The sequence below is a fragment of the Chryseobacterium sp. TQ-BC-N36 genome (assembly GCF_058382295.1).
In genome coordinates this window covers 1,724,542-1,748,580 of record NZ_CM178175.1, presented here as the reverse complement: position 1 = coordinate 1,748,580, position 24,039 = coordinate 1,724,542, and the positions used below count along the sequence as shown (strand labels likewise).

The 24,039-nt window shown below is 39.4% G+C and carries 18 protein-coding genes; 15 read left to right on the top strand and 3 right to left on the bottom strand.

What is annotated here, in order from left to right; translation table 11 throughout:
* The first annotated feature begins 40 nt into the window (after window positions 1-40).
* From AC3FI7_RS07865 to AC3FI7_RS07850, 4 genes are read left to right on the top strand one after another with little or no spacing between them, the layout of a single operon-like run.
* Entirely contained in the window at window positions 41-1,738 is a 1,698-nt protein-coding gene (locus tag AC3FI7_RS07865) for a RagB/SusD family nutrient uptake outer membrane protein (RefSeq protein WP_142724448.1), read from the top strand.
* A gap of 12 nt (window positions 1,739-1,750) precedes the next feature.
* Window positions 1,751-3,145, top strand: coding sequence for a DUF4960 domain-containing protein (locus AC3FI7_RS07860; RefSeq protein ID WP_343658886.1), 1,395 nt, complete (start codon window positions 1,751-1,753; stop codon window positions 3,143-3,145).
* An 11-nt stretch (window positions 3,146-3,156) separates the two neighbouring features.
* Complete coding sequence (locus AC3FI7_RS07855; protein ID WP_343658885.1) at window positions 3,157-4,698, top strand: glycoside hydrolase domain-containing protein; 1,542 nt, start codon at window positions 3,157-3,159, stop codon at window positions 4,696-4,698.
* Between the two features lie 3 nt (window positions 4,699-4,701).
* Complete coding sequence (locus AC3FI7_RS07850) at window positions 4,702-5,613, top strand: carbohydrate kinase family protein (RefSeq protein ID WP_142724451.1); 912 nt, start codon at window positions 4,702-4,704, stop codon at window positions 5,611-5,613.
* 505 nt (window positions 5,614-6,118) lie between these two features.
* Here the strand turns inward: AC3FI7_RS07850 and AC3FI7_RS07845 are convergent.
* The gene (locus AC3FI7_RS07845; protein WP_491461765.1) at window positions 6,119-7,006 is read right to left on the bottom strand and encodes a T9SS type A sorting domain-containing protein; all 888 of its coding nucleotides are present in this window, start codon (window positions 7,004-7,006) and stop codon (window positions 6,119-6,121) included.
* A 577-nt stretch (window positions 7,007-7,583) separates the two neighbouring features.
* On the opposite strand from AC3FI7_RS07845, the gene AC3FI7_RS07840 reads away from it, so the two are divergent.
* The 3 genes from AC3FI7_RS07840 (at window position 7,584) to AC3FI7_RS07830 (ending at window position 9,369) form a co-directional block, all read left to right on the top strand.
* Window positions 7,584-7,898, top strand: coding sequence for a phosphatidylglycerol lysyltransferase domain-containing protein (locus AC3FI7_RS07840; RefSeq protein ID WP_491461764.1), 315 nt, complete (start codon window positions 7,584-7,586; stop codon window positions 7,896-7,898).
* 479 nt (window positions 7,899-8,377) lie between these two features.
* Entirely contained in the window at window positions 8,378-8,716 is a 339-nt protein-coding gene (locus tag AC3FI7_RS07835) for a phosphatase PAP2 family protein (protein ID WP_142724501.1), read from the top strand.
* Window positions 8,717-8,844: 128 nt separating this feature from the next.
* Window positions 8,845-9,369 (top strand): GNAT family N-acetyltransferase, encoded by a 525-nt coding sequence (locus AC3FI7_RS07830; protein WP_142724454.1) that lies wholly within the window; start codon window positions 8,845-8,847, stop codon window positions 9,367-9,369.
* On the opposite strand, the gene AC3FI7_RS07825 is transcribed toward AC3FI7_RS07830, so the two are convergent.
* Together AC3FI7_RS07825 and AC3FI7_RS07820 are read right to left on the bottom strand one after the other, a co-directional pair.
* Window positions 9,366-10,094, bottom strand: coding sequence for a LytR/AlgR family response regulator transcription factor (locus tag AC3FI7_RS07825; protein ID WP_142724455.1), 729 nt, complete (start codon window positions 10,092-10,094; stop codon window positions 9,366-9,368). The two genes, AC3FI7_RS07830 and AC3FI7_RS07825, sit on opposite strands and share 4 nt — an antisense overlap.
* A complete protein-coding gene (locus tag AC3FI7_RS07820; protein WP_142724456.1) occupies window positions 10,091-11,197 on the bottom strand; it encodes a sensor histidine kinase in 1,107 nt (368 codons plus the stop codon). The genes AC3FI7_RS07825 and AC3FI7_RS07820 overlap by 4 nt, the downstream gene beginning before the upstream one ends.
* A 132-nt stretch (window positions 11,198-11,329) precedes the next feature.
* Here AC3FI7_RS07820 and AC3FI7_RS07815 point away from each other — a divergent pair, with 132 nt between their 5' ends.
* The 8 genes from AC3FI7_RS07815 to AC3FI7_RS07780 all read left to right on the top strand — a co-directional run bounded on the left by AC3FI7_RS07815 (window position 11,330) and on the right by AC3FI7_RS07780 (window position 23,766).
* Window positions 11,330-13,768, top strand: a complete 2,439-nt coding sequence (locus AC3FI7_RS07815; protein WP_142724457.1) for a TonB-dependent receptor — start codon at window positions 11,330-11,332, stop codon at window positions 13,766-13,768.
* A gap of 29 nt (window positions 13,769-13,797) precedes the next feature.
* Entirely contained in the window at window positions 13,798-14,064 is a 267-nt protein-coding gene (locus tag AC3FI7_RS07810) for a hypothetical protein (protein ID WP_142724458.1), read from the top strand.
* 54 nt (window positions 14,065-14,118) lie between these two features.
* Entirely contained in the window at window positions 14,119-15,204 is a 1,086-nt protein-coding gene (locus AC3FI7_RS07805; RefSeq protein WP_343658882.1) for an efflux RND transporter periplasmic adaptor subunit, read from the top strand.
* 13 nt (window positions 15,205-15,217) lie between these two features.
* Complete coding sequence (locus tag AC3FI7_RS07800) at window positions 15,218-18,385, top strand: efflux RND transporter permease subunit (RefSeq protein WP_343658881.1); 3,168 nt, start codon at window positions 15,218-15,220, stop codon at window positions 18,383-18,385.
* 115 nt (window positions 18,386-18,500) lie between these two features.
* A complete protein-coding gene (locus tag AC3FI7_RS07795) occupies window positions 18,501-19,940 on the top strand; it encodes an efflux transporter outer membrane subunit (RefSeq protein WP_343659013.1) in 1,440 nt (479 codons plus the stop codon).
* 688 nt (window positions 19,941-20,628) lie between these two features.
* Window positions 20,629-21,579, top strand: a complete 951-nt coding sequence (locus AC3FI7_RS07790) for an ABC transporter ATP-binding protein (RefSeq protein WP_491461763.1) — start codon at window positions 20,629-20,631, stop codon at window positions 21,577-21,579.
* Entirely contained in the window at window positions 21,551-22,411 is an 861-nt protein-coding gene (locus AC3FI7_RS07785) for an ABC transporter ATP-binding protein (RefSeq protein ID WP_491461762.1), read from the top strand. Before AC3FI7_RS07790 ends, AC3FI7_RS07785 begins: the two co-directional genes overlap by 29 nt.
* 383 nt (window positions 22,412-22,794) lie before the next feature.
* Window positions 22,795-23,766 carry a S41 family peptidase gene (locus tag AC3FI7_RS07780; RefSeq protein WP_343658879.1) on the top strand — a complete coding sequence of 324 codons (972 nt, stop codon included), beginning with the start codon at window positions 22,795-22,797 and terminating at the stop codon, window positions 23,764-23,766.
* The last annotated feature ends 273 nt before the right edge of the window (window positions 23,767-24,039 follow it).

Sequence of the window (24,039 nt, the reverse complement as noted above, 5' to 3'; positions counted from 1 at the left end):
TCAGCGAGAGACAAAAAAAATCAAAAATAATATTAAAACAATGAAAAAATATATACTATTAACAGTTGCCTGCGCATTTCTGTTGGGAACAACTTCCTGCAACGATTTTTTGGACAATGAGCCAAGAGGCGTTCTTTCCGAAGCCGATGTTGTAACGCCGGAAAATGTGGACGGTTTTGTGATCGCAGCTTATGCAGCACTTGGAAACGACCATTACGACACGCCTTTCAGCCTTTGGCCGTACGGAAATGTGCGTTCTGACGATGCTTACAAAGGCGGAAGCGGAACCAATGATATCCAAGCATTTCACTTTTTTGAAATTTCCAACAATATCCGTTCGGACTTTGGTGAATTGGACCGTCTCTGGTATCTGCATTATGTGGGAATCGGAAGATGCAACAAAGCAATTGCAGCGCTTAACCAGCTTTCTGAAGCGCAATATCCGAACAAGAAGAAACGTATTGCCGAGATGAAATTCGTGAGAGGACATTTTTATTTTATGCTGAAAATCCTCTTCAAATATGTGCCTTACGTGGATGAAAATACACCAATTGACGATTATCCGAAAATCTCCAACCGTGCGAAAACCGACCAGCAATTGTGGGATGCCATTGCTTCCAATTTTGAAGATGCTGCCGCCGATTTGCCGTCAACGCAATCCGAAGTCGGAAGACCAAAGAAAAGTGCGGCTTATGCATATTTGGCAAAAGTGCGATTGTACCAGGCCTATGAGCAGGACGACAATTATACAGTAACTCAGATCAATCCGGCAACACTTCAGAAATCCATTGATGCGGCTAATCAGGTGATCGGAAATTATACTCTTGAATCAGATTTCGGGTACAATTTTCTCCCGGGAACGCACGAAAATGGTCCGGAATCGGTTTTCTCAATTCAATATTCTGACAATGACGGAACGCTTTTCGGAAGACTGAATTATGGGGATGTGCTTTCTCTGCCGCAAGGTTTGGGATGCTGCGATTTCCACAAACCAAGCCAGAATCTGGTGAACGCTTTCAAGACAACGCCTCAAGGTCTGCCAATGTTCGATACGTATAATGACACGGATTTGAATTACAATCAGCTCAATAATTACAAAGTAGATCCAAGACTTTACCACACGGTTGCTTTGCCGGGATTGCCTTGGAAATACGAGGAAAACAAAATCTATCAGGAAAGCTGGAACAGGAGCCCGGGAACTTATGGTTATTATGCTTCATTAAAAGAAAATGTACCGGTTGGCTGTGGCTGTACCGTAAATGTTGACCCTTTTTATGGCAACTCTAAAAATAGAATCATCATCCGCTATTCCGATGTGTTGCTAATGAAAGCTGAGGCGTTGACAGAGCTTGGACAGATCAACGAAGCGTTGCCATTGATTAATCAGGTGAGACAACGTGCAGCAAACAGCACCGTTTTGACCGGAAGTTACACTTCAAACAATCTGATCAGCAAATATGAACCGGGTGTGAACTGTACTTGGAATCAGGATTTTGCAAGAAAAGCCTTGAGATGGGAGCGTAGAATGGAATTTGCAATGGAAGGCAGCCGTTTCTTCGACCTTGTGAGATGGGGAACTGCAGCAGGTACGATGAATACCTATTATTCCGGAGAAAAAACGAAAAGATCTTACTATTCCCAGGCAGGATTTGACCATGGAATTGAAGAATACTGCCCGATTCCATTGGCTCAGATCAATTTCAGCCAGGGATTGTACAAGCAAAATAACGGTTATTAAAACTAAAGATTTATGAAAACAATATTTAATAAACTTCCAATATTTTTTCTATGGCTGGTTTCTGCTATGTTAGTCTGGTCCTGTGACAACAATATAGAAGACGGATTGGTAACAGATGTTTCGGTGAATGTTTCTTCCTTTAAAGTAAACGGCGTTTCTGGAGACATTGACAATAAAAATGATAAAATCACGGTAACGTTACCTTACGGAACGAGTGTAAAAACCTTATTGCCAATAATAGAAATTCCGCAAGGTGCAGTGATTTCCCCGGCTTCGGGAACTGTAATTGATTTTTCGCAGCCTGTCAAATTCAGAGTAAAGAATGGTAATATTTATAAAGATTATCAGGTGACGGTTCAGGCTCAGGTTCCGATTATCAGTTTTAAAATTAACGGATTATCGGCAACTATCAACCATTCCAGCAAGACGATTTCACTCACAATGCCGGAAGGAACGAATCTTACTGCCTTGCAGCCTGTAATAGAAATGGCAAGCGGAGTAAGCATCAATCCTGCATCAGGAACTACGATTAATTTCGGCAGCCCTGTACAATTTACTGTTTCCAATGCGAATCTGACTGAAATCTACACGGCAAAAGTAACCACTCCGGTTTCTGGGCCAACAGTCGCATTCCTCGGAACGGCAGCAACCAGAACAGGCCTTACCAATCCTGATGAAATTGCAGCTTCTGACTGGCTTTTCGGAAAATTTTCCGGAGCAGTTTATGTTTCAATGGCAGATGTGGCGAGTGGTACAACGAATCTGACGGGCATCAATGTGATTTGGTGGCATTTTGACTCGGCTACCGCTTTACCGGGTGATGCATTGAATGCAAATGTAACTTCCAAAATCAAAACCTATCTGAATGCGGGCGGAAATATCCTGTTAACGGGATTTGCTGCTCAATATGTGGATGCTTTGGGGATTGTGCCTTCGGGAAAAGGTCCGAATAATGTTTTCGGGGATTTCTTACCGAACGGGTTTGTAGATGCGAACAACGATTGGGGAATTTCCTTCAAAGGTAACGAAGCGCACCCTGTTTTTGATGGACTCCTGACCTACGAATCCGGGAAAGCCAATTTCCTTCAGAAAGGAACATTCAGATTGAATCACACCGCGTGGTGGTTCTTGCCGGATTGGGGCGGCTATGTGAACGGTGCCGGATGGAGAACGCAGACAGGAGGAAATAACCTGGCCAGTGAAGCCTGGGACAATACTTTGGACGGACGTGTTGCCGTGGCCGAATTTCCAGGTGGAACTGCCAATAAAAAGTGTATCACTATTTCAATGGGTGCTTACGACTGGTACAACGAAACCTCGAACGGAACACCAAGCCAGCCGAACGGATTTTTGGATAACATCAAAAAAATCACGGAGAACAGCCTTAATTATCTTGTAACGCATTAATATCAGAATCAATGACAATCAGAAAAATATATTTAGCCGCTGTGATGGCTTTAGCAACTTATTCCTGCCAGAATCAGGATTCGGTGGCTGATGTGAATCCGGATGATATTTTCAGACAGACGAACATCTTTCCGCAACCGCCCAATCAATGGATGGGAAACACTAATCCCTATTACACAGCAGGTTATGTTGGTGATGTAATGCCATATTACGAAAACGGGAAATTCTACCTTTTCTTTCTTCATGATGCTAAAACCAAACCTGCAGGCGAAGGATTTCACGATATTCACAGCTTTGAGACGACCAATTTTAAGGATTTTACTTATCAAGGGAGACAAATTCCCTACGGAACAGCTTCCGAACCGGACTTTGGTGTAGGAACGGGAAGTCTGGTGAAAGTCGGGAGTATGTATTATTACTATTACACAGGGCACAATGCAATTGCTTCGTTTTTAGCGGGTAATCCGAGGGAAAGTGTGCTTTTGGCAACAAGTACCGATATGAAAAACTGGACGAAAGTGAAGAATTTTAAAATCACTGCTCCGGCTGGTTATTATGATTATGAATTCCGCGATCCGCATGTTTTCTTCAATGCTGAGGATGGAAAATACTGGATGCTGGTTTCTGCACAGACTTCGGCTAAAAAAGCGGTTGTTCTTAAATTTACAACAACTAATCCTGCCAGCGGAAACTGGACGGTGGAAAACCCGATTTACACGACAACTTCTTCAGAAAATTACATTATGCTGGAATGTCCCGACCTTTTCAAAATGGGCAATTACTGGTATCTTCTTTTCTCCGAAAATTGGAGTAACAATACCGGAACACATTACAGAATCGGAACTTCGCCAAACGGACCGTGGACTACACCTGTGAATGACCGGTTGGACGGCTCTTATCTCTACGCTGCAAAAAGTGTTTCGGACAATGCCAACCGTTATCTGGTAGGTTGGACTGCAAGAAAAGTTCCTGAAAGCAACACTGGTGGAAAAGACTGGGCGGGAAATCTTGTAGCACATCAATTAGTTCAGAGTCAGGATGGAAAGTTGGCGGTAAAACCTATTTCTACCTTGCAATCTGTATTTGGACAAAGTGCTTCACTTTCTGTAGATAAAACTATAGGAAATGCTTCTCAAAATGGTAACGGTTTTAATTTGTCTGCCAATTCGCAAGTGATGTTTGGGAAACTTCAGAAAGCAAATCAAATAAGCTTTACGTTGAACGCTTATGCTAACGGAAAATCAGGATTGATTCTGGCGCAGGATAATGACGGAAAAAATGGTTTTAAAATTGCATTCGAACCTTCCTCCAACAGAATAGCAAGTTATGTAATGAACGGCGGAAGTGAGGATTTTGCCAATGCTTATCCTTTGTCCGGAATCTCGGGAACCAACTATAATGTAACGGTTTTCATCAGCAATGATGTTTGTGTGGTCTATGTGAATGACAAGTTGGCGTTCAGCAATCGAGTGTACGATGTTGTTAACAAAAAATGGAGTATTTTTGGTTCTTCGGACAGTTCATTCAGTAATATTAATGTCAAAAATCCTTAATTAATGTTTCTTAATAAAAAAATAAATGCAGTCAGTTTCGGAGAGGTGCTCTTCGATGTGTTTGGAGAAGAAAAGAAAATTGGTGGTGCTCCGCTCAATCTGGCACTCAGAACGGCGTCTTTCGGATTTCCAGTGGCGATGATAAGTGCTGTTGGAAATGATGAGGATGGAAAGGTGATTTGTGACTATGTCAGTGAAAATCAACTTGATACCAGTGGAATCATGACAACCCAGGATTATGATACGGGTATTGTCCAGGTAACATTGAACGAGCGTGGTTCTGCAACTTATGAAATCAAATTTCCGTCTGCCTGGGATTTTATTGAAACCAATAATGATACTTTGAATATCGTTAAAAATGCCGATGTCTTTTTTTACGGAAGCCTTGTCTGCAGGAATGATGCTTCAAGAAACACGCTTTTCAGGCTATTGGATTCCAACCCTGGAATGTTCAAGGTTTTTGATGTTAATCTGAGAAAACCTTTCTACCACATTGGGCTTCTGGAAGAATTGATGAATAAAGCCGATTTCATTAAATTTAATGATGAAGAAATCCTGGAAATTGCCGCTGAGTTAGGTTTTAAATCGGATGATCTTGAAGAAAATATCCGTTTCATTTCTGAAAAAACAAATACAGGTTCTGTCTGTGTCACTTTGGGAAAGCACGGCTCATTACTATTATGGGAAGATAAAATCTATCAACACGGCGGTTATCCGGTAAAAGTAGGTGACACCGTTGGTGCAGGTGATTCGTTTCTGGCGAGTTTGATCGCCCAATTGTTATCGAATAGAAAACCGGATAAGGCTATGGATTTTGCCAGCGCTGTGGGTGCTATTGTAGCAAGTAAAGCAGGTGCAAATCCCATAATTACTTCGTCTGATATTGATATGTTTACAGGAAAGACCTTTTCGTGATCTTAATTTTGGTCCATTGACGATTCAATATGATGTACGTTGACTGCAATATTAGCTTTGAACAATAAAATAAAATTTCACATGATGTACAGCCTATCATTTGACATCGAATTATGAAGTGATCCTGTAATAATTCAGATCAAGTTTTATTACTCTAAAAAAGATTAATCTGACACCAAAAAATAAAAAAAATGGCTCAATTTGGATTAAATTGGAGCCATTTGGCTGTTTGTGAACTTGACAGTACTCTATACAAACCATTTATTAGTAGATATAGATAATATTTTGAAGGTGTTGAATGGTATTTAAGTTATAAAATTAAATCAGAAAATTGTCTACCTATATATGATAATTTTCTCATAAACAAAAACATCATAATATCTTCTTCTCATAAAAATCCTATTGAAATTAAATTGGTGCATTAAAGTATATTGTTAACTTAATTTATTGAAAAAGCGCACCAAAGTGCGCTTTTTCATCAATATCAGTTTTTACCGTGATATATTTATTTTTTTATTAACTGTAGCGATCCTGCGTTTCCGTTGCTGGAACGCCAGTTAAGATAGTAATTTCCTGAAACTGCATTTTGAATATCTATTGGTAGTTTATTTAGTCCGGAAGCAATATCTGTCTTATATCCATATACTGTCTTGCCAGCTATATCAGTAACCATGACAGTGATCGTCTCGTTTCCTGAAGCAGTATATTCAAGCTCCGAAAATCCGCTGCTTGGGTTAGGATAGAGTTTAGCCTTGTTCTGCTCAGTCGCATTTTTACTAAAAGTTGAAATCATAGGAGAACATGGGTTAGTATCGCATAACGCACATATGTATTTTGTACAGTGCAGATAATAGAGGGTTGCAGCTTTACGGGTAAGTGTTACCCCATACCCAAAGCTATTAACATGGTTTGTGGTGTTAGGACCTCCATAATGAAATAAACCTGCATCAAGTTCCGGTGACCAACATCCGGGAATAATTGTAGTAGAACCTTCAATGGCCGTTGGAATCGGATAATATCTGCTGGTTAATCCAGGGTTAGAGAAGTAGACCTTAAAAGTACGTAAAACAGGTGGTTGTCCAATGGTCGTAAAGACATCCGGAAGTAAAAAATTTTGAGCAGTCATCTGGCCTTGGATAAAGCTTTTGCTTTCTACTATGGTACCTGTTTTAAACTCCAATGATACTGTAGAAGGAACATATCCAGGATCGTTGGCTGAAAATGACTGATCCCGTCTTTCTATTTTTACTATTGTACCTGAAGGATTTACAGGGACAAGCTGAGCATTTAAAGCATTGCTGCAGAATACAGCCCATAAAATAAAAAGACTTGTTTTTCCTACTCTTAAAAATGATTCTGATGATCTAAAGATTTTTGTTAAAATTTTTTTCATAAGCTAATATTTTTCAGATGGCGTTCTTTTACTATTACGGGACGCCGTTACCGATAAGCAGGTACAAGTTGTCTCTTTTTTAAGGAAAAAAAAAAAACAAATGAGCAAGTGAGCAGAAAAAAAGCTTATGTGAGTATTCCGATAGTCTGAAAGAGCAAAAAAGCTGTAAATAAAAGCGTCAGCATTTTCAGGAGTAACGTGAATAATTATCCCATTTTTAAAAAAAAGAGAGAATTCCCGCATGAACTTATGAAATTGGAAATTGCCCGAATTCCAAATTTTGTTTTACAGTTATTATATCGATGATTTTACCTGAGAATATTTTGACAAGAATACTGGTACGTTTGTCATTTAATTTTCTTACTCCAATTGGTTTGTCATTGATTTGTACATGAAAATAAGCGAGCGCGTTTTTTCTCAGGGGATGTTTGATGAGTCAAAAGTAAGAAATAGAGGCTGTCTCAAAAGTCCCCCCTCTCTCGGAATCCTGTCTGACAACTTTTGTCATTTAAGGAATTCTCACAGCGTTGGTTTACCTTTTGAGACAGCCTCATTGGAAGACCAAAATGGTAAAATCTTGTCGTTTTTAAACATCATCCCCAATTATGCCCCTAAAGAAGCGACCTATGACCTGATCCGGAAAATCCATACGGCCCCGGCCGGGAATATGTATGTGCTGTTGCTCTGCTTTATAGAATACTGCTGGGAAGAGGGGTATGAGATGTTAAATATGGGACTGGCGCCGCTTTCAGGTTTTGACAGTAAAAAAGGCGTTATCGGAACAACCATACATTTTCTTTATAGTAAAAATAAATACTTCAGAAATACGCGTGGATTAAGGGAGTTTAAAGATAAATATGATCAGCTGTGGATGCAAAAATATATGGTATAAAGCCATGATATCGATCTTTTGGCGGCACCACTGGTTATCAATAAAGTGATGTGTGTTAAAAAGTAAACAATGCGAACTCGTGTTTATATTCTAGTAATTACTGATCTTCTTTTTTATGAATAATTTAACTGAGTGAAATTTTAAAAATGTAAAATTGTCGTTCTTTTATGCACTCTTACTGTTATTGGTGATACTAATGATGTTTCTGTCTGTCAATAATGCCTGGACGGCCGACAACTATATTGCCGTTCAAAAAGAGGTATTTTTGAAACTTAATTTGGTGTTCTCGAACTACCCCAAATGGATGGAAAATCTCACGTACTTTGGAGATGCGCTTCTTATTCTTTCTGTTCTTTCGTCTCTGCTCATTCTTACGCCAAGGATCTTTGGTGCGCTATTGTTGGGATCATTGAGTTCAGGTTTACTTTGCTTTGTATTAAAATGGCTTTTTAGTGTTCCGAGGCCTGCGGCAATATTAGATACGGATCACTTTTCCCTCGGGCCATGCAATTACCGTATTTACCACACTAATAATTGTTTTAATAGTATTTATGCCGAAAAGCAAATTGAAGAAATTGGTATGGATATTGGTTTTTATCATAATCTCCACGGACATTTCTGTAACGCGGGTTGGGGCACATTACATATTGGATGTTACGATAGGAGGGATTATCGGCTACGTTTCCGCTGTATCAGGTATCATCTTCAACCAAAAATACAATTTATGGAGATCGATATCGCAAAAACATTATGATGTATTTTTGATTGTTCTGTTGTTGGTTTGCTCTGGCATTCTACTTCAGAAAATAATTGAGTAGCAGTAGCCCGTTTTTTATTTATCGTTTATAAACCTATGCATTTCCCTTTATCTGGTGATTTGTAAGTTTAGTGAAAAGCAAAGAAACGCAGTTTTAGTAAAATAGAAAAACAATTAAATAGTAGTTTTATGGCATTATACCTTACTGAAAGACTGGTCATTCGCCGATTCAGCGAGCGCGACGCGGCAGCATTCCTGGATTATATGAGCGATCCTCGCGTAAATTGTTTTTTGGAAGAAAAGCTCTCTGGTATGCAGGAGGCCATAGCTGATGTCAGAAAGAAAAGCAAAGATAGATCCCAGTTCGCAGTCTGCAGGAAAGAAGATGATATGTTGATCGGACATCTTTTTGCGATGAAAGAGGGGGATACCTACAATGTTGGCTGGCATTTCAATACCAAGATTGAAGGTAGGGGATATGCAACAGAGGCGACAAAGGGCTTATTTAACTATCTCTTTCATCGTAAAAATGCAAGAAGAATATACTGCTATGTCGAGGACTACAACACTCGTTCACAGCAATTGTGTAAACGCTTGGGCATGCGTGAGGAAGGATTATTTCTTGAGTATATCTCTTTTACACATAATGATGACGGATCACCACGATATGAAAATACCCTGCAGTTTGCCCTATTAAAAAAAGAATGGGTCTAACTTTTCATACGTTCGATCACATTCTTTTTATAGAACTTTCCTATCGGAAGAATCGTTCCGTTTTTTAAAAAGAGTTCGCCACCGGCAATTTTGGAAATCTCATTCAGTGCGACCAAATAAGATTTATGGATTCTGACAAAAAGTTCGGGATCCAGTTTGTTTTCAACTTCCTGTGTTGTGATCTGGCTCATATACATTTTCCCAGCCGTGAAAAATTTCACATAGTTGCCATAGCTCTGCGTATAGAATATCGTACTAAAATCCAGTTTTACGATTTCATTGTCAACTTTTAAAACAAGGTGATCCGGCTTTGGTACTAGCTGGTGGGCATCGGGATTATTCTGTTCTAAATTTCTCTTAGGAGTCCCCAGGCGGTTAATTACTTTATCAATGGCCGAAAGAAAGGTTTTAAAATCAAATGGTTTGACCAAGTAATCCACCACATCATATTTATAGGATTCCAGCGCATACTCTTTATAGGCTGTTGTGAGGATAACAAAAGGTTTATTGGACATCGCTTCCAGCATTTCCATTCCGGTTAAACCGGGCATATTGATATCAAGGAACATAATATCTACCTGATTGTTATACAGATATTCCATCGCCTCTACAGCGGTGTAAAAAGATCCGTTTAGCTGAAGTTGCTTCAACTGGCTGATAAAGTGTTCCAGTACGCGGTGGGCACCTTCTTCATCGTCTATAATAATACAATTTAATTGATTCATATAAGCTGTTTTTGAAGTGGGATTAAAAGTGTTGTTTCATAGCTTGTTTCAGACTGCTTTTCATTAAGGCTGAACTTCCCATTGTAAATAAACGATAATCGCTGTTTTAGATTGTTGAGACCTACCTGTGTAGAGGTTTTTTTAAGTTTTTCATCTGCAAGCGAATTTTCAATGGTCATCAGTAACTCATCCTGTTTTAGTTCAATGTGAATATGAACAAACCAATCGGATAGGTTCTGGCTGTGTTTAAAGCTATTTTCGACCAGAATAATAAGAAGCAGGGGCGATATCAGCCAATTATTCATTTCCTCCGGTGAGTGATTGCATATAAACTGTATGTCACATCTTTTACCGATCCTTTCCCTTTCTAAGTCAATATAATTCCGGATAAAATTGACCTCATCAGCCATGGAAACTTTAGGTACGTTGCCATTTTCTATCTGATAGCGCATCAGCTCTGATAGTTTGACAATAAGTCCCGGAGTACGGTCCGGTTCGGTTAAGCTCACTCCATACAGATTATTGAGCATATTAAAGAAAAAGTGTGGATTAAGCTGGGCATGGAGAAATTTTAGATTCATTTCATTGAGCAGGATCTGGTCCATACTTCTTCGCTGCACTTCCAAAGCATAACTCTGCATCAGCGACAGGGCCATAATGGTTGCTGTACTGATGATACAAATCACGAAATGATAGAGAAAACTGAGTGCCAGCTCATCTGGTTCAAAAAAATCAGGCTGTATCCAATAGATGTTCGCTATAAAGAGAACAGATGCCCCTGCCAGGATAACAGCCAACGAATAAAAAATATAGCTGAGATATTTTTTGAGCAGATAAAACCTGAAGATAAAAAATCGATGGATCTGAGCCTGTACATACAGGATGACAAAAAAGACAAGGCCTTTTAAGAAATTTTCCAGCGAATTGATAAACAACCACTCATGGAGCATTGTAAGAACATACATCGCGCAGAAGATGATAATCTCCTGTCTCCACCTTTTTTGTATGCTGATTGTCGTAGTATTCATAATATAAGTGCCGTTTTCAGTTGACGGGTCATCATTGCCGATCGCAAAGATCCCTGTATCACTTTCATCTTTCAAAATTCTAAAAATAAAGGTAATTCGGAAAATTAAAATGACCAACGGTTTTTGACATTTAATATGGCCTGTTCGTCCGTTTTATTTCTGATGGTGCTATAGATCATCTTGTTTTGCAGTACTAAATTTTTGCAAATGAAAGAATTATTAAAAAACGTATGCAGGCAAATACTGTTGTTTACCCTGATGTTAAGTACAACATGGGTCATGGCTCAGACAGCAGGAAATGAAATTGAGGTTAAAGGAACCGTCGTTAATGCATCCCAAAATGCACTTTTGGCCGGAAGCACAGTTGTAGTCAAAGATGCCGCCGGTCGGACACTAGGTTCGACGAACACGCAAAAAGATGGAACATTTAGCTTAAAAGTAAAACCCTCGACGGCCATCACTGTTGTTGTCAATTATATCGGTTTTAATGACTATAATTCCGGTGTTATAACTCTGAAACAGGAAGACCTTGATCTTGGAAGAATATATCTGGATACCAAAAGTACAATGCTCGAAGGGGTCACTATTGTAGCAAGCCGTAAAAAACCTTTGGTTCAAAGTACCAAAGACAAGCTCATCTACAATGCAGCTTCGGATATCAGTAACAAATCAGGAAACGCAGCAGATGTACTGCGTAAAGCTCCCATGCTAACTGTAGGGGCCAACGGCGATCTAAAGCTGCGTGGAAATTCTAATATTAAAGTGCTGATCAATGGAATTTCTTCGCGTATCATGGCAAAAAACCTGAAAGAAGCCTTAAAGATGATTCCGGCAAATTCCATAGTTTCCGTGGAAGTGATTACCAATCCATCCTCCAAATATGAGGCGGAGGGTGCTGCAGGAGTCGTGAACATCATTACAAAAAAGAAATTAAAAGGAACTAGCGGAACGCTGGATATGACCGGCGGAAATCTGGAGCATACCGGAAATTTATCGCTAAATATGAGTTCAGGAAAGTTCAATATCTCTGCTATGGGCAACTACAGTGAAGAACGTGAAAGAACAACTTCTTCACTTAACAGAATTAACCTTAATAACGGAAAGCAGACCGGATCGCTGTTTCAAGAATCTGATATGCTGCAAACCACAAAAGGTGGTTCTGCAAGCCTGTCTGCTCAATATAAAATAGATTCCCTACAGACCCTTGAGGCAAGTTATTCTTACTGGAACGGTTCATGGCCGCAAAAGGGTGGATTGTTTAACCGATATAAGAATGCTGATCAGTATCAGGAATACAGACAAAAAACTGAGCAAAGCGGTAAATTCAATTTCTCTGAATGGGTATTGAATTATCAGAAAAAATTTCACCGTGAAGGACAGGAGTTGCAGATTATCGGGCTGGCTTCCACGGCATCTGATGTGTCCAATTATTTGACTGAGCAGTACAAACCGGATGGTCAGCTCGCTTTTACAGAGCGGGGCCCCAATAACAGTAAGGAAAAGGAGTGGAGTCTTCAGGCTGATTATTCACATCCTTTTGGACAGGAGGGAAAAACCTCACTGGAAACGGGGGTGAAATATCTGGGAAATAATTCCAAAAGCGTGTATGAAGTTCTTAACAGTGCACTGCCGGTAGATCCTAGCCGTTCGGGAAGTATGCAGTACAGGCAGCAGATTTTTTCAGCATACGCTACCTTAAATTTTGATCTTGGAAATGACTGGACATTACGTCCCGGGATTCGCTTTGAAAATACTGACATCAATGCGACCTTTCAGAATAATTCCCCTTACAAAAGAAAGTTTTCTAATTGGGTACCCAATTTATTGGTTGTAAAGAAATTAGGTGAGCGCCATGAGGTGAAATTAGATTATAACGAAAGAATCCGCCGCCCATGGATCATGGACCTGAATCCGTACGCCAATGCTGCAGATCCACTAAATATTACGCAGGGTAATCCGTATCTGAATCCTGAGCTTACCAAAAAGCTGGAACTCTCTCATACCTATACCGGAAGCAAAAATACACTATTAACGAGCAGCATTTATTATAGCTCGAACAAGAATGCGGTTGAACAGATTGCCAGGGTGAATGAAAAGGGAATCTCCTATACCATGCCGGATAATATCGGTGAAAGCACGCGAATGGGCGTGAACGTTAATGCAGTGTTTAATCCTGTTAAAATCTGGACGGTCAATGCTGGTGCTGAGGTATTCCATTTAAAATTCCGAAGTAATTCATTAGGACTGAAAAACGATGGAACGTTCTTTAATTCAAGCGTCAGCAATACCATCAATCTGATGAAGGGGCTTCAGTTCAGTGCTTCAGGAGATTACGGCAATGGTTTTATCACTTTGCAGGGTAAAACTACAGCAAATTACTCTTACCGTTTTGCGGTAAAGAAGGATTTTATGAATAATAAGGCAAGCCTTACGCTGGCGGTCATCAATCCATTCCAGAACAATTTTAAGGAGACTGTTTATGCTTTTGCTCCTACTTTTCAAAGTACGCAGATCAACAGATTTTATAACAGGGCAGCAACGTTAACGTTCAGCTGGCAGTTCGGCGGATTACGTGCTTCAAAGGAAAAAGAAAGTCATTTTTCTGATCACTCGGATGACAAGTCACCAAGAAGGAGAAGAAAGTAAAATAATCAATAGCAAATTTTAAAATGAAAATGGCAAGGATAAATAATATTGCCCATCAAGAGAAGTATTCCAGTGCTTCTCTTGATCAGGCAATCCGGGTGAGCGTTCTGCATTTTTACGCAGATCAACAACATAAAGTGGTAAGAGATGGCCTGAAATTAGATTTTTTGAACTACAGTAAATTATCAGAGACGGCAAACGAGCTTGTAGTAGATAGTGACTTTGCCTGCAAGGAAATGATGAGCATGTCCTCCATGTCACTGGCTTTCGGTGCATGCTGCGCAGATAATAAATAAAAACCATCCTTCCGGATTTAGCAACAACCATAAAAAAGAAATACTGAATTTATTATGAACAAAAGAGGCTTTGGAATTATTCCTATTGCTTTCCTCTGCTTAGTGACGGGCTGCGATCGCGCTAAAGAGAGAAAAGATTTTGTACAGACTTACCCTGTCACCCAACCTATAAGTATTGATACAGTGATTAGTAAGGAGTTTGTTGCGCAGATAACTTCCCTGAAGAAAATAGAGATCCGGGCGCAGGAGAAAGGCTTTTTGGAAAAAATCTATATTGACGAAGGTCAGTATGTTCGTGCCGGTCAGCCTTTATTTCGGATTATGCCACAGGTGTATCAGGCTGAGCTGGCCAAAGCCAACGCTGAATTCCAGCAGGCTTTGATAGAGCTTGAAAATGTCAGTACACTGGTACAAAACAATGTGGTGGCAAAGAACCAGCAATCCATGGCCCAGGCCAAAGTAAATGCAGCAAAGGCTGAAAAAAAGCTCGCCGAGATTCATCTGTCATTTACGGATATCAAAGCACCTTTTTCGGGTTTTATTAACAGACTTCCGCTGAAATTGGGAAGTCTGATCAACGAAGGAGATTTATTGACCACACTTTCGGACAATAGCAGGATCTACGGTTACTTTAATGTTTCGGAGCAGGAGTATCTGCATTATCAGAACCATTCTGAAGATCGGGCAAGTAATAAAGTATCGCTTATTATGGCTAATGGTGATAAGTTCCCTAATCAGGGAAAAATCGAGACCATTGACGGCGAGTTTGACGCAGAAACAGGAAATATCGCATTCCGCGCTAATTTTGTTAATTCAGGTAATCTGCTGCGTCACGGGTCAACAGGAAAAATAGAAATGATGGTCCCGTTAAAGAAAGCTATCATAATCCCACAAAAAGCCACCTTTGAAATTCAGGATCAGAAATATGTTTTTGTCATAGACCGCACAGGACATGTCAAATCAAAAAGCATTCATGTCGCCCATGAATTACAGGACCTTTACGTTGTAGGGTCGGGCTTGTCAACTAGCGATGTGATCTTATTAGAAGGGGTACAGAAGGTAAAGGACAACCAGAGAATAAGTGCCAAAATGATGGATCCTAAAAAAGCGATTGCTTCATTACAGCTAAAGGCAGAATAATATACCGATCATTATGTTTTCTAAAATGTTTATACGCAGACCCGTTCTGTCTATTGTAATATCACTCATCATCGTCAGTTTGGGGATTTTGTCTCTATTTGCTTTACCTGTAACGCAATTTCCTTCCATTTCACCGCCTAAGGTAAATATCAGGGCTGTATATCCCGGGGCAAATAATGAGCTTTTGGTCAAGTCTGTTATTATTCCTCTTGAGCACGCATTGAATGGAGTGCCGGGGATGAAGTACATGTCCTCTAATGCTGGTAATGACGGCGAGGCAGCCATACAGGTTGTATTTGATCTGGGAACAGATCCGAACGTTTCAGCAGTAAAAGTACAGAACCGGGTTTCATCTGTGGTCAATAAGCTGCCACCAGCCGTAGTTAAAGAAGGGGTTAAAATTACCGGGGAAGAGCCCAATATGCTGATGTATATCAATCTTTATAGTGATGATCCTTCGTCAGACCAAAAGTTCCTCTATAATTATGCTGATATCAACCTGATGCCGGAGCTCCGAAGAATAAAAGGGGTAGGGGTTGCCGAGATATTGGGAACACGGGAATATGCCATGAGGATCTGGCTAAAACCGGATCGCCTGAATTCCTATACTATTTCAGCAAACGAGGTTATGAAGGCAATTGGTGAGCAGAGTATCGAAGCCTCCCCTGGAAAAACGGGGCTCAGTTCAGGTAAGCGTTCACAGTCTCTTGAGTATATCCTTAAATATCCCGGGCGATACAATAGTGAGAAAGAATATGAGAATATCATTCTTAAAGCGAAATCCAATGGCGAGTTTGTAAGGTTGCGGGATGTTGCCGATATCGAGTTCGGAAGCTCAATGTATGATATTTACTCCACTTTAAATGGTAAGAAATCAACTGCTATTACTGTAAAACAATCCTATGGAAGTAATGCAGGTGATGTTATCAGTAATATCAAAAAGGTAATGTCTGAACTTGAAAAAAAGAATTTTCCTAAAGGAATGCATTATGAGATCAGTTACGATGTATCCCGTTTTCTTGATGCTTCCATGGAAAAGGTTATCCATACTTTACTTGAAGCCTTTGTTCTGGTGGCGGTTGTTGTATTTTTATTTTTGGGAGATTGGCGGTCAACACTTATCCCCGCATTAGCAGTACCCGTTTCGCTGGTTGGAACATTTGCCATAATGTCGGTGTTTGGAATTACCTTAAATATGATTTCATTATTTGCGATGGTTATGGCTATCGGGGTGGTGGTGGATGATGCGATTGTGGTGATCGAAGCAGTACATGCCAAAATGGAAGAGAAGAATTATTCTGCGCTCCAGGCTACTGAAGAGGCAATGCAGGAAATCAGTGGGGCAATAATTGCCATAACGCTGGTCATGGCAGCCGTTTTTATACCAGTTGCTTTTATGACAGGTCCGGTAGGTATTTTTTATCGTCAGTTTTCCATAACAATGGCTTCTTCTATTATCCTTTCAGGTATTGTTGCATTGACACTGACTCCTGCTTTATGCGCATTGATCTTAAAAAACAACCATGGGAAAAGTAAAAATACATTTTTGACAAAATTCCTTGGTAGATTTAATTCTTTGTTTCAGACAGGAACAGAGCGCTATGCTAAAGTTCTTACCCGCATAGTCCGGAAAAGTATATTTACAATTCCTTTGTTGGTACTCTTTGCGCTGGGAACATTCTTTATGAATGGAAAAGTTGCAAGTGGATTTATTCCTGATGAAGACCAGGGGATGATTTATGCTATTATCCGTACTCCGCCGGGATCTACCCTGGAACGTACTAATAGTATTGCATTGGAACTGCAGAAGATGGCACAGGGAATCGAAGGTGTTTCCTCTGTTTCTTCGCTGGCTGGTTACGAAATGCTGAGCGAAGGGACAGGCTCTAACTCCGGGACCTGCTTGATCAACCTGAAGGCCTGGGATGATCGGAAATCATCTGCGCGGGACATCATTGAAAAACTGGCAGAAAAAGCAAAGGATATAGCGGGCGCTAACATAGAATTTTTTCAGCCTCCCTCGATTCCGGGGTATGGTGCTGCCGGTGGTTTTGAATTAAGACTTCTGGATAAATCCGGCCGCAGCGATTATGCCGAAATGGAAAAAGTGAGCAATGATTTTGTACAGGAACTCAATAAAAGACCTGAGTTAGGTTCAGCGTTTACCTTTTATTCGGCTAGCTTTCCCCAATTTGTGTTACGTATCGACAATGAACTGGCGGAACAGAAAGGAGTGACCATAGATAATGCAATGAGCAACCTTTCCACCTTAATCGGTTCAAGTTATGAAACGGGTTTCATTCGTTTTGACCGTCCTTACCATGTTATTGTTCAGGCAGGACCACAATATCGGGCCTTACCTGGAGACCTTCTTAAACTATATGTTAAAAACAGTAGTGGCCAGATGGTACCTTATTCAGGTTTTATGAGCTTAGAGAAGGTTTATGGACTTTCAGAAATTACCAGACATAACATGTATAATTCCTCTCAGGTAAGCGGTACTCCCGCTACGGGATATAGCAGTGAACAGGCTATAAGAGCGATTAAAGAAGTAGCGGAAAAATCACTGCCTGCAGGCTATGATATTGACTGGGCAGGTATCTCAAAAGATGAAGTCAGCCGGGGGAATGAGGCGATATTCATATTTCTGATCTGTCTGGTATTTGTGTACTTTATCCTTTCTGCTCAGTATGAGAGTTTTGTTCTACCTCTTTGCGTTATTCTGTCTTTGGTTTTCGGGATTTTTGGAGCGTATCTATCCCTACATCTGCTGGGATTGGAAAATAATATATATGCCCAGGTTGCAATGGTCATGCTGATCGGACTTTTGGGAAAAAATGCGGTTCTTATTGTGGAATTTGCCGTACAGCGTAAAGCAGAGGGGATTTCTGTATCACAGGCAGCTATTGAAGGAGCATCGATAAGATTTCGTCCCATTATTATGACCTCACTGGCTTTTATTGCAGGTCTTATCCCCTTGGTTATTGCAGTCGGGCCCGGTGCGGTAGGAAACCGAACTATCGGTACAGCTGCCGCAGGAGGAATGATTATGGGAACTATTTTCGGGTTACTCATCGTTCCCGGCCTTTATTACATTTTTGCCACTATTGCCGAAAAAGTTAAACTGGCAAAATATGAGAATGAAATTCCACTGACAGAACCGGATGATCTCAGCACTTAGATACTGGAGCTGGAAAATAGCAATTAAATACATATTAAAAAAACATTACCAACTTATGATCGATTTTAATGGAAGATATCTGACGGATCTTAGTACCAGTCGGATCAAGCCACAAATGGCGATTCATCGGAAGACCTGGCTTGTTTTGCTAGCGGGCTTGTTTTTGGCAACAGGATGCAAGGCACCGCAGGGGGCTATCATAAAACAAGAAATGAAAGAAGATCTTCCGGAGCAATTTCCGGATCAGGAAGCACAAACCCTTAATTCAGGAAATGTAAAATGGAGGGAATTTATTACTGATCCGGTACTGGTGAACCTCATTGACATGGCATTAAAAAATAATAGAGATTTAATGCAGGTCTTTCAGGAGATAGAAATTGCCAAAAGCAATGTTCTTTTCAAAAAAGGCGCAATGAGTCCTACCGTTTCAATGTCCATGGGAACAGGTGTGAAAAAGAGTGCAAGGTATACGAGCGAAGGAGCCGGTAATGCCACTACAGATATTGAGCCCGGGAGAAAGATGCCGGATCCTCTTCCCAATTTCGGAATGGGTCTTAACACAAGTTGGGAGGTGGATATCTGGAAAAAGTTAAGGGATGGTAAGGATGCAGCTGTATCACATTATCTTGCTACCATAGAAGGCAAAAATTTTGTGCTTTCCAATTTGATCGAGCAGATTTCAACTCAGTATTACGATTTATTGGCGTTGGACAACCGGCTGGATATTGTGAAGCAGTATATTCAGATCCAGGAAAAGGCTCTGTCTGTAGCAAAAATTCAAAAGCAGGCTGCAGTAAGTACTGAGCTTGCTGTTAAAAGATTTGAGGCAGAACTTATTAAATCTAAAGCTACACTTACTACTTTACAGCAAGAAATGACAGAAAAGGAAAATGGATTAAATGCTCTATTGGGAAGGTTTCCACAGCCTATTCCAAGAGATAAATCCAGTCTGTTATCAACAGTTCCCCAAAAAATTGGAGTTGGTATTCCTTCTGAGCTGTTAAGTAACCGGCCCGATATTAAAAGAGCCGAACTGGAACTGCGATCCTCACAATTAAACGTTTCTGTGGCTAGAAAAGAATTCTACCCATCCTTTACAATTTCGGCAACATTGGGACTGGCCGCTTTTAAGCCTTCCTATCTGATTAAAATGCCAGAGTCCATAGCATATGGGATTATAGGTGACCTTGCCGGCCCACTGATCAATAAAAGCGCTATCAAAGCTAACTTTTCTACAGCAAATGCCAGGCAGTTACAGGCTTTATATGAATATGACAAAACTATTCTGAATGCTTACATTGAAGTTGCGAATTTAATGTCAAAGGTTAAAAATATAGATCTTTATTATCAGATGAAACGTAATGAGACTGAGGTTTTAAATCAATCAATAGATATAGCCGGTTTGCTATTTAAGAATTCCAGAGCAGATTATCTTGAAATATTACTGAATCAACGTGATGTTTTAAGTGCCAGGCAGGAACTTATTGAGGCAAAAAAAGAACAATTAATAGCTGTTGTTCATATTTACAAGAGTTTGGGAGGCGGCTGGCAGTAGTATGTTCTACTTATTGTAATGTATTACTCTGGATATAAAGATTCTATATATTAGTTGATTTGGTGTTTTTTTCCGTTTCATTTTTAATGATCGGCTATTTTTTGTAAGTTTTATACAAGTCGCTGACGAAAGTCCTTGATCATGGATTGTTGCACTTTTGTCACTTTATTTTTCCAGCCAGCTACTTTGTCCTTTTCTTTGAACCGCTATTGTTCATATTTACTTGGAATTTTAGGGATAGGATGACCGTAGCAGGCTCTGCTTATTGTAGGTAATATTGGATACGAAGTTTATTCATATCAATTTAATTTTGGACTGATGGCCGTTTCATTTTTAATGATCGGCCATTTTTTGTAAGTGGTATCAGAAAGAGGAGGACGAAAGCTTTTTATCATGGATTTTTACACTTTCGTCATTTTTTTTTTTTATCGTTTTTTCTTTTGTATTATTTTGCACTGAAATTGATATTTATAGAATAGCGAAGGTTCTTTGTATCAATTATTTTTTACAGGTGGTCGCTTCAGTTCTCAACGTAAAGCGGCCATTATTTTTTCTATTCTGAAAAAGGACCAACAGCTTTTGTCACGGATTATTGAGTCTTCGTCATCTTATTTTTCTAAGTGAATAGCTTTTCACTTTTTTTGTACCGAAATTAAAAGCATAATGTCAATTAATTAAAAAAGAAGTGATGGAATTCTCTACGCACAAACACGAAACAGAAACAAACAAAAACACTAAGCACGTTTCACTATATCGTGTTTACGGATTTTTTAAACCCTACAAATGGCAGTTAATTGGCTCCATTGTGCTTATTTTTATAGGAGCAGGAGCGGGAATGGCAATGCCGTTTTTATTACGGAACATTATCGATGATGCACTTCCTCATGCTAATATGCAGTTATTGGTCACATTAGTCATTGCCATGGTTTTGGCAACACTGGTGTCTGCCGTAATCAACATGATTCAGACGATAATTTCAACTAAAATCGGACAATCCGTACTTCACGATTTGCGAATAAAGCTGTATTCGCACTTGCATTCGCTATCACTGCATTTTTTTACCAATACGCGTGGTGGGGAAATTCAGTCCCGCATTACGCAGGATATCGGATCACTGCAGGAATTGGTTTCCAATACTGCGCAGGAAGCAGCTAAAAATCTAAGTATTGTGATCATGACTGTCATTGCCATGTTTCTCCTGGATTGGAAACTTTCATTGTTTTCACTAACTGTTGTTCCATTGACACTACTATTAAGTAATTGGGTGGGGGAATTACGGGAAAAAGTTGCAGAGAAACAAAGACAAAAGCTGGCCGATCTATCTTCAGAGATAAATGAAACCCTGTCTGTACCCGGCATCATCCTTTCCCGTACAATGGGGAAGACAGGATTTCTGATCGGTAAATTTTCAAAAACCTCAAAAGATGTTGCAGATTTGGAAGTTCGATCACGTACTTCTAATGAATGGCAATGGCAGATTATTTATTTGCTTTTGACTATTCTTCCGGCGCTGACTTTACTTCTTGGTGGACTTAGGATGCAGGGCGACAATCACGTTTCTATCGGTACGCTCATGGCATTATGCACTGCAGGAACAATTGACATTCCCCTTGCAGGAGTTACTAAGGACAAGTATTGAAGTGCGTAAGACGCGTGTATTGTTTTCCCGTATATTCGAGTATCTCGATATGCCTTCTCAGGTTAAGAGGATAGCAGGAGCCGTTGTTTTAAATAAAAAAAACGTAAAAGGAAATGTAAAACTTGAAAATGTTAGTTTTTCATATGAGGATGGAGCTGAGCTGCTTTCTGATGTAACCATTGATATTAAAGGCGGAAGTCACGTTGCTATTGTCGGGGCGACAGGTTCCGGGAAAACAACTGTGGGATATCTCATAGCGGGGCTTTATGAAGTAAATAGAGGAGCTATTTATATAGATGGGGTTGACATTCGGAAATTAAGTGCTCGCTCACGGACCGATATTTTGGGTGTAGTATCACAGGACCCTTACCTGCTTAATGGAACAATTAAAGAAAACCTGCTGTTTGCCAATCCTTATGCTACTGATCAGGAGTTGGTTGCAGCTGCAAAAATTACAAATCTGCATGACTTTATATTGAACCTTCCCTTACAGTATGATACTCCTATCGGTGAGCATGGTTACCGTTTTTCAGGTGGCGAAAAACAAAGACTTTCGCTAGCAAGGACGATCTTAAGAAAGCCAGCAATTATCATAATGGATGAAGCTACAAGTGCATTGGATACTATTACAGAACGTAACCTGTCAGGCGGTTTAAACGCATCTTTGCATAATGTTACTACCATAACAATTGCACACCGTTTATCCACGGTGCGAAATGCAGATCAAATTGTGGTGATGAATCGGGGTAGGATCGTAGAGCAAGGTACACATGAGGAGTTAGTCGTAAAAAATAGCTATTATGCTAGGCTTTTAGAATCTGACAGAAGCTGATTACAATAATTGATGTTGAAGAAACTGTATAATATAAAAGAATAACATAAATGTTTATATAGATGGTTTAATTAGCTGGTTGGAGCCCTGACATTCTATATCAGGGCTCATTTTTTCGGGCGATAGGTAATGCTTTTTAATAATGCCGATATAAATATAACTAATGTTTGAAAAATATTAAGATACCTTATGAGAGTAAGAAAACTTGTAAGAAGACACAGCATTCTTTTATCAGCTGATCCTTAAGTAGAGTTTCAAATTTCAATATTCTTTTAATTCAAATGCTGTTTTTAGAATTTTTCGTTATTTAACTTTTTGGTCTTGGAGAATACTTGAAAAAGGCAATCAAATTATTGTATCTTTCAGAATATAAAATCTACAAAATGAAATTCATACTAATTGGTGTATTTTTATTTTTATCAAATAGGGTATTGTCTCAAACAACGCCCAAGTTATATATTGAAAAAGCCATTTCTATAATGGAAATGAATTCTGTAAATAAAAATAAAATCGATTGGAAGAAAATCAAGGAGAATGCTTTAGAAGAAGGCAAAGATAAAAATTCGATTCGTGAAACATATCCTATTATAAGAAACATATTGGGTAAACTAGGAGACCAGCATTCGAAATTTTTTGAGCCTGAGGTTGTTGAAGCGTATTTAAAGCGTTATAAGGAGGTCGGGATTGCCTTCCCTTATCCAAAAGACAGCCTCATCGGTGCAGATATAGCTTATGTTACAGTTCCCGCCATTGCCATTCTGAATAATGAAGATTGGAATGAATATGTAGAAAGTTTTTATGCCAAGATCAAAAAGCTGGACCACAAAAATCCAAAGTGCTGGGTAATTGATTTAAGGGAGAATGACGGCGGAATGTTTGCCCCTATGTTTAAAGCGGTCTATCCATTTTTAGGTAGAAAGAATGTTGTAGGCTCTATGGACAACACTGGGGAAATCAAATATTTTAATTATAAAGATTCAAATATTTATTTTGGAAGTTATATAATTGGCGCAATAGCAACGCCGGATATAGAATTAAAAAATAAAAATATACCCATATTTGTTTTAACTAGTAAAAAGACTGCAAGTTCGGGAGAGTTTCTGGCTGCAAGCTTTAAAGGGCAGAAGAATGTGAAAATCATTGGAACCAATACGCAAGGTTTAACATCTGACAATTCTGAATTTAAACTTGAAGATGGTGCATTTCTTGTTTTAACTACAGGGATTTTAATAGATAGGAATAAAAGAGAATACAGACGGGTGGGTGAAGGAATTTCGCCAGATTATCCACTTGAGGAATTTGATTTTCAGAATTATATAGATGAAGTCAAAAGAATATTAATTGCAGTCAATTAAACTATAGAATCTTAAAATTTGTGGTGATGAACCGAGGTAAGATCGTAGAGCAAAGTACACATGAGGAGCTAGTCGTAAAAAATAGCTATTATGCTAGGCTTTTAGAATCAGATAGAAGCTGATTACAATAATTGATGTTGAAGAAACTGTATAATATAAAAGAATAACATAAATGTTTATATAGGTGTTTTGTTTTGGTTCTTCTTTTCTTCATGTTGAACTCAAATAGTTGTTCTTTTAGGTTTTCGGTCGTGCCATTTAGCAAGAGCGAAT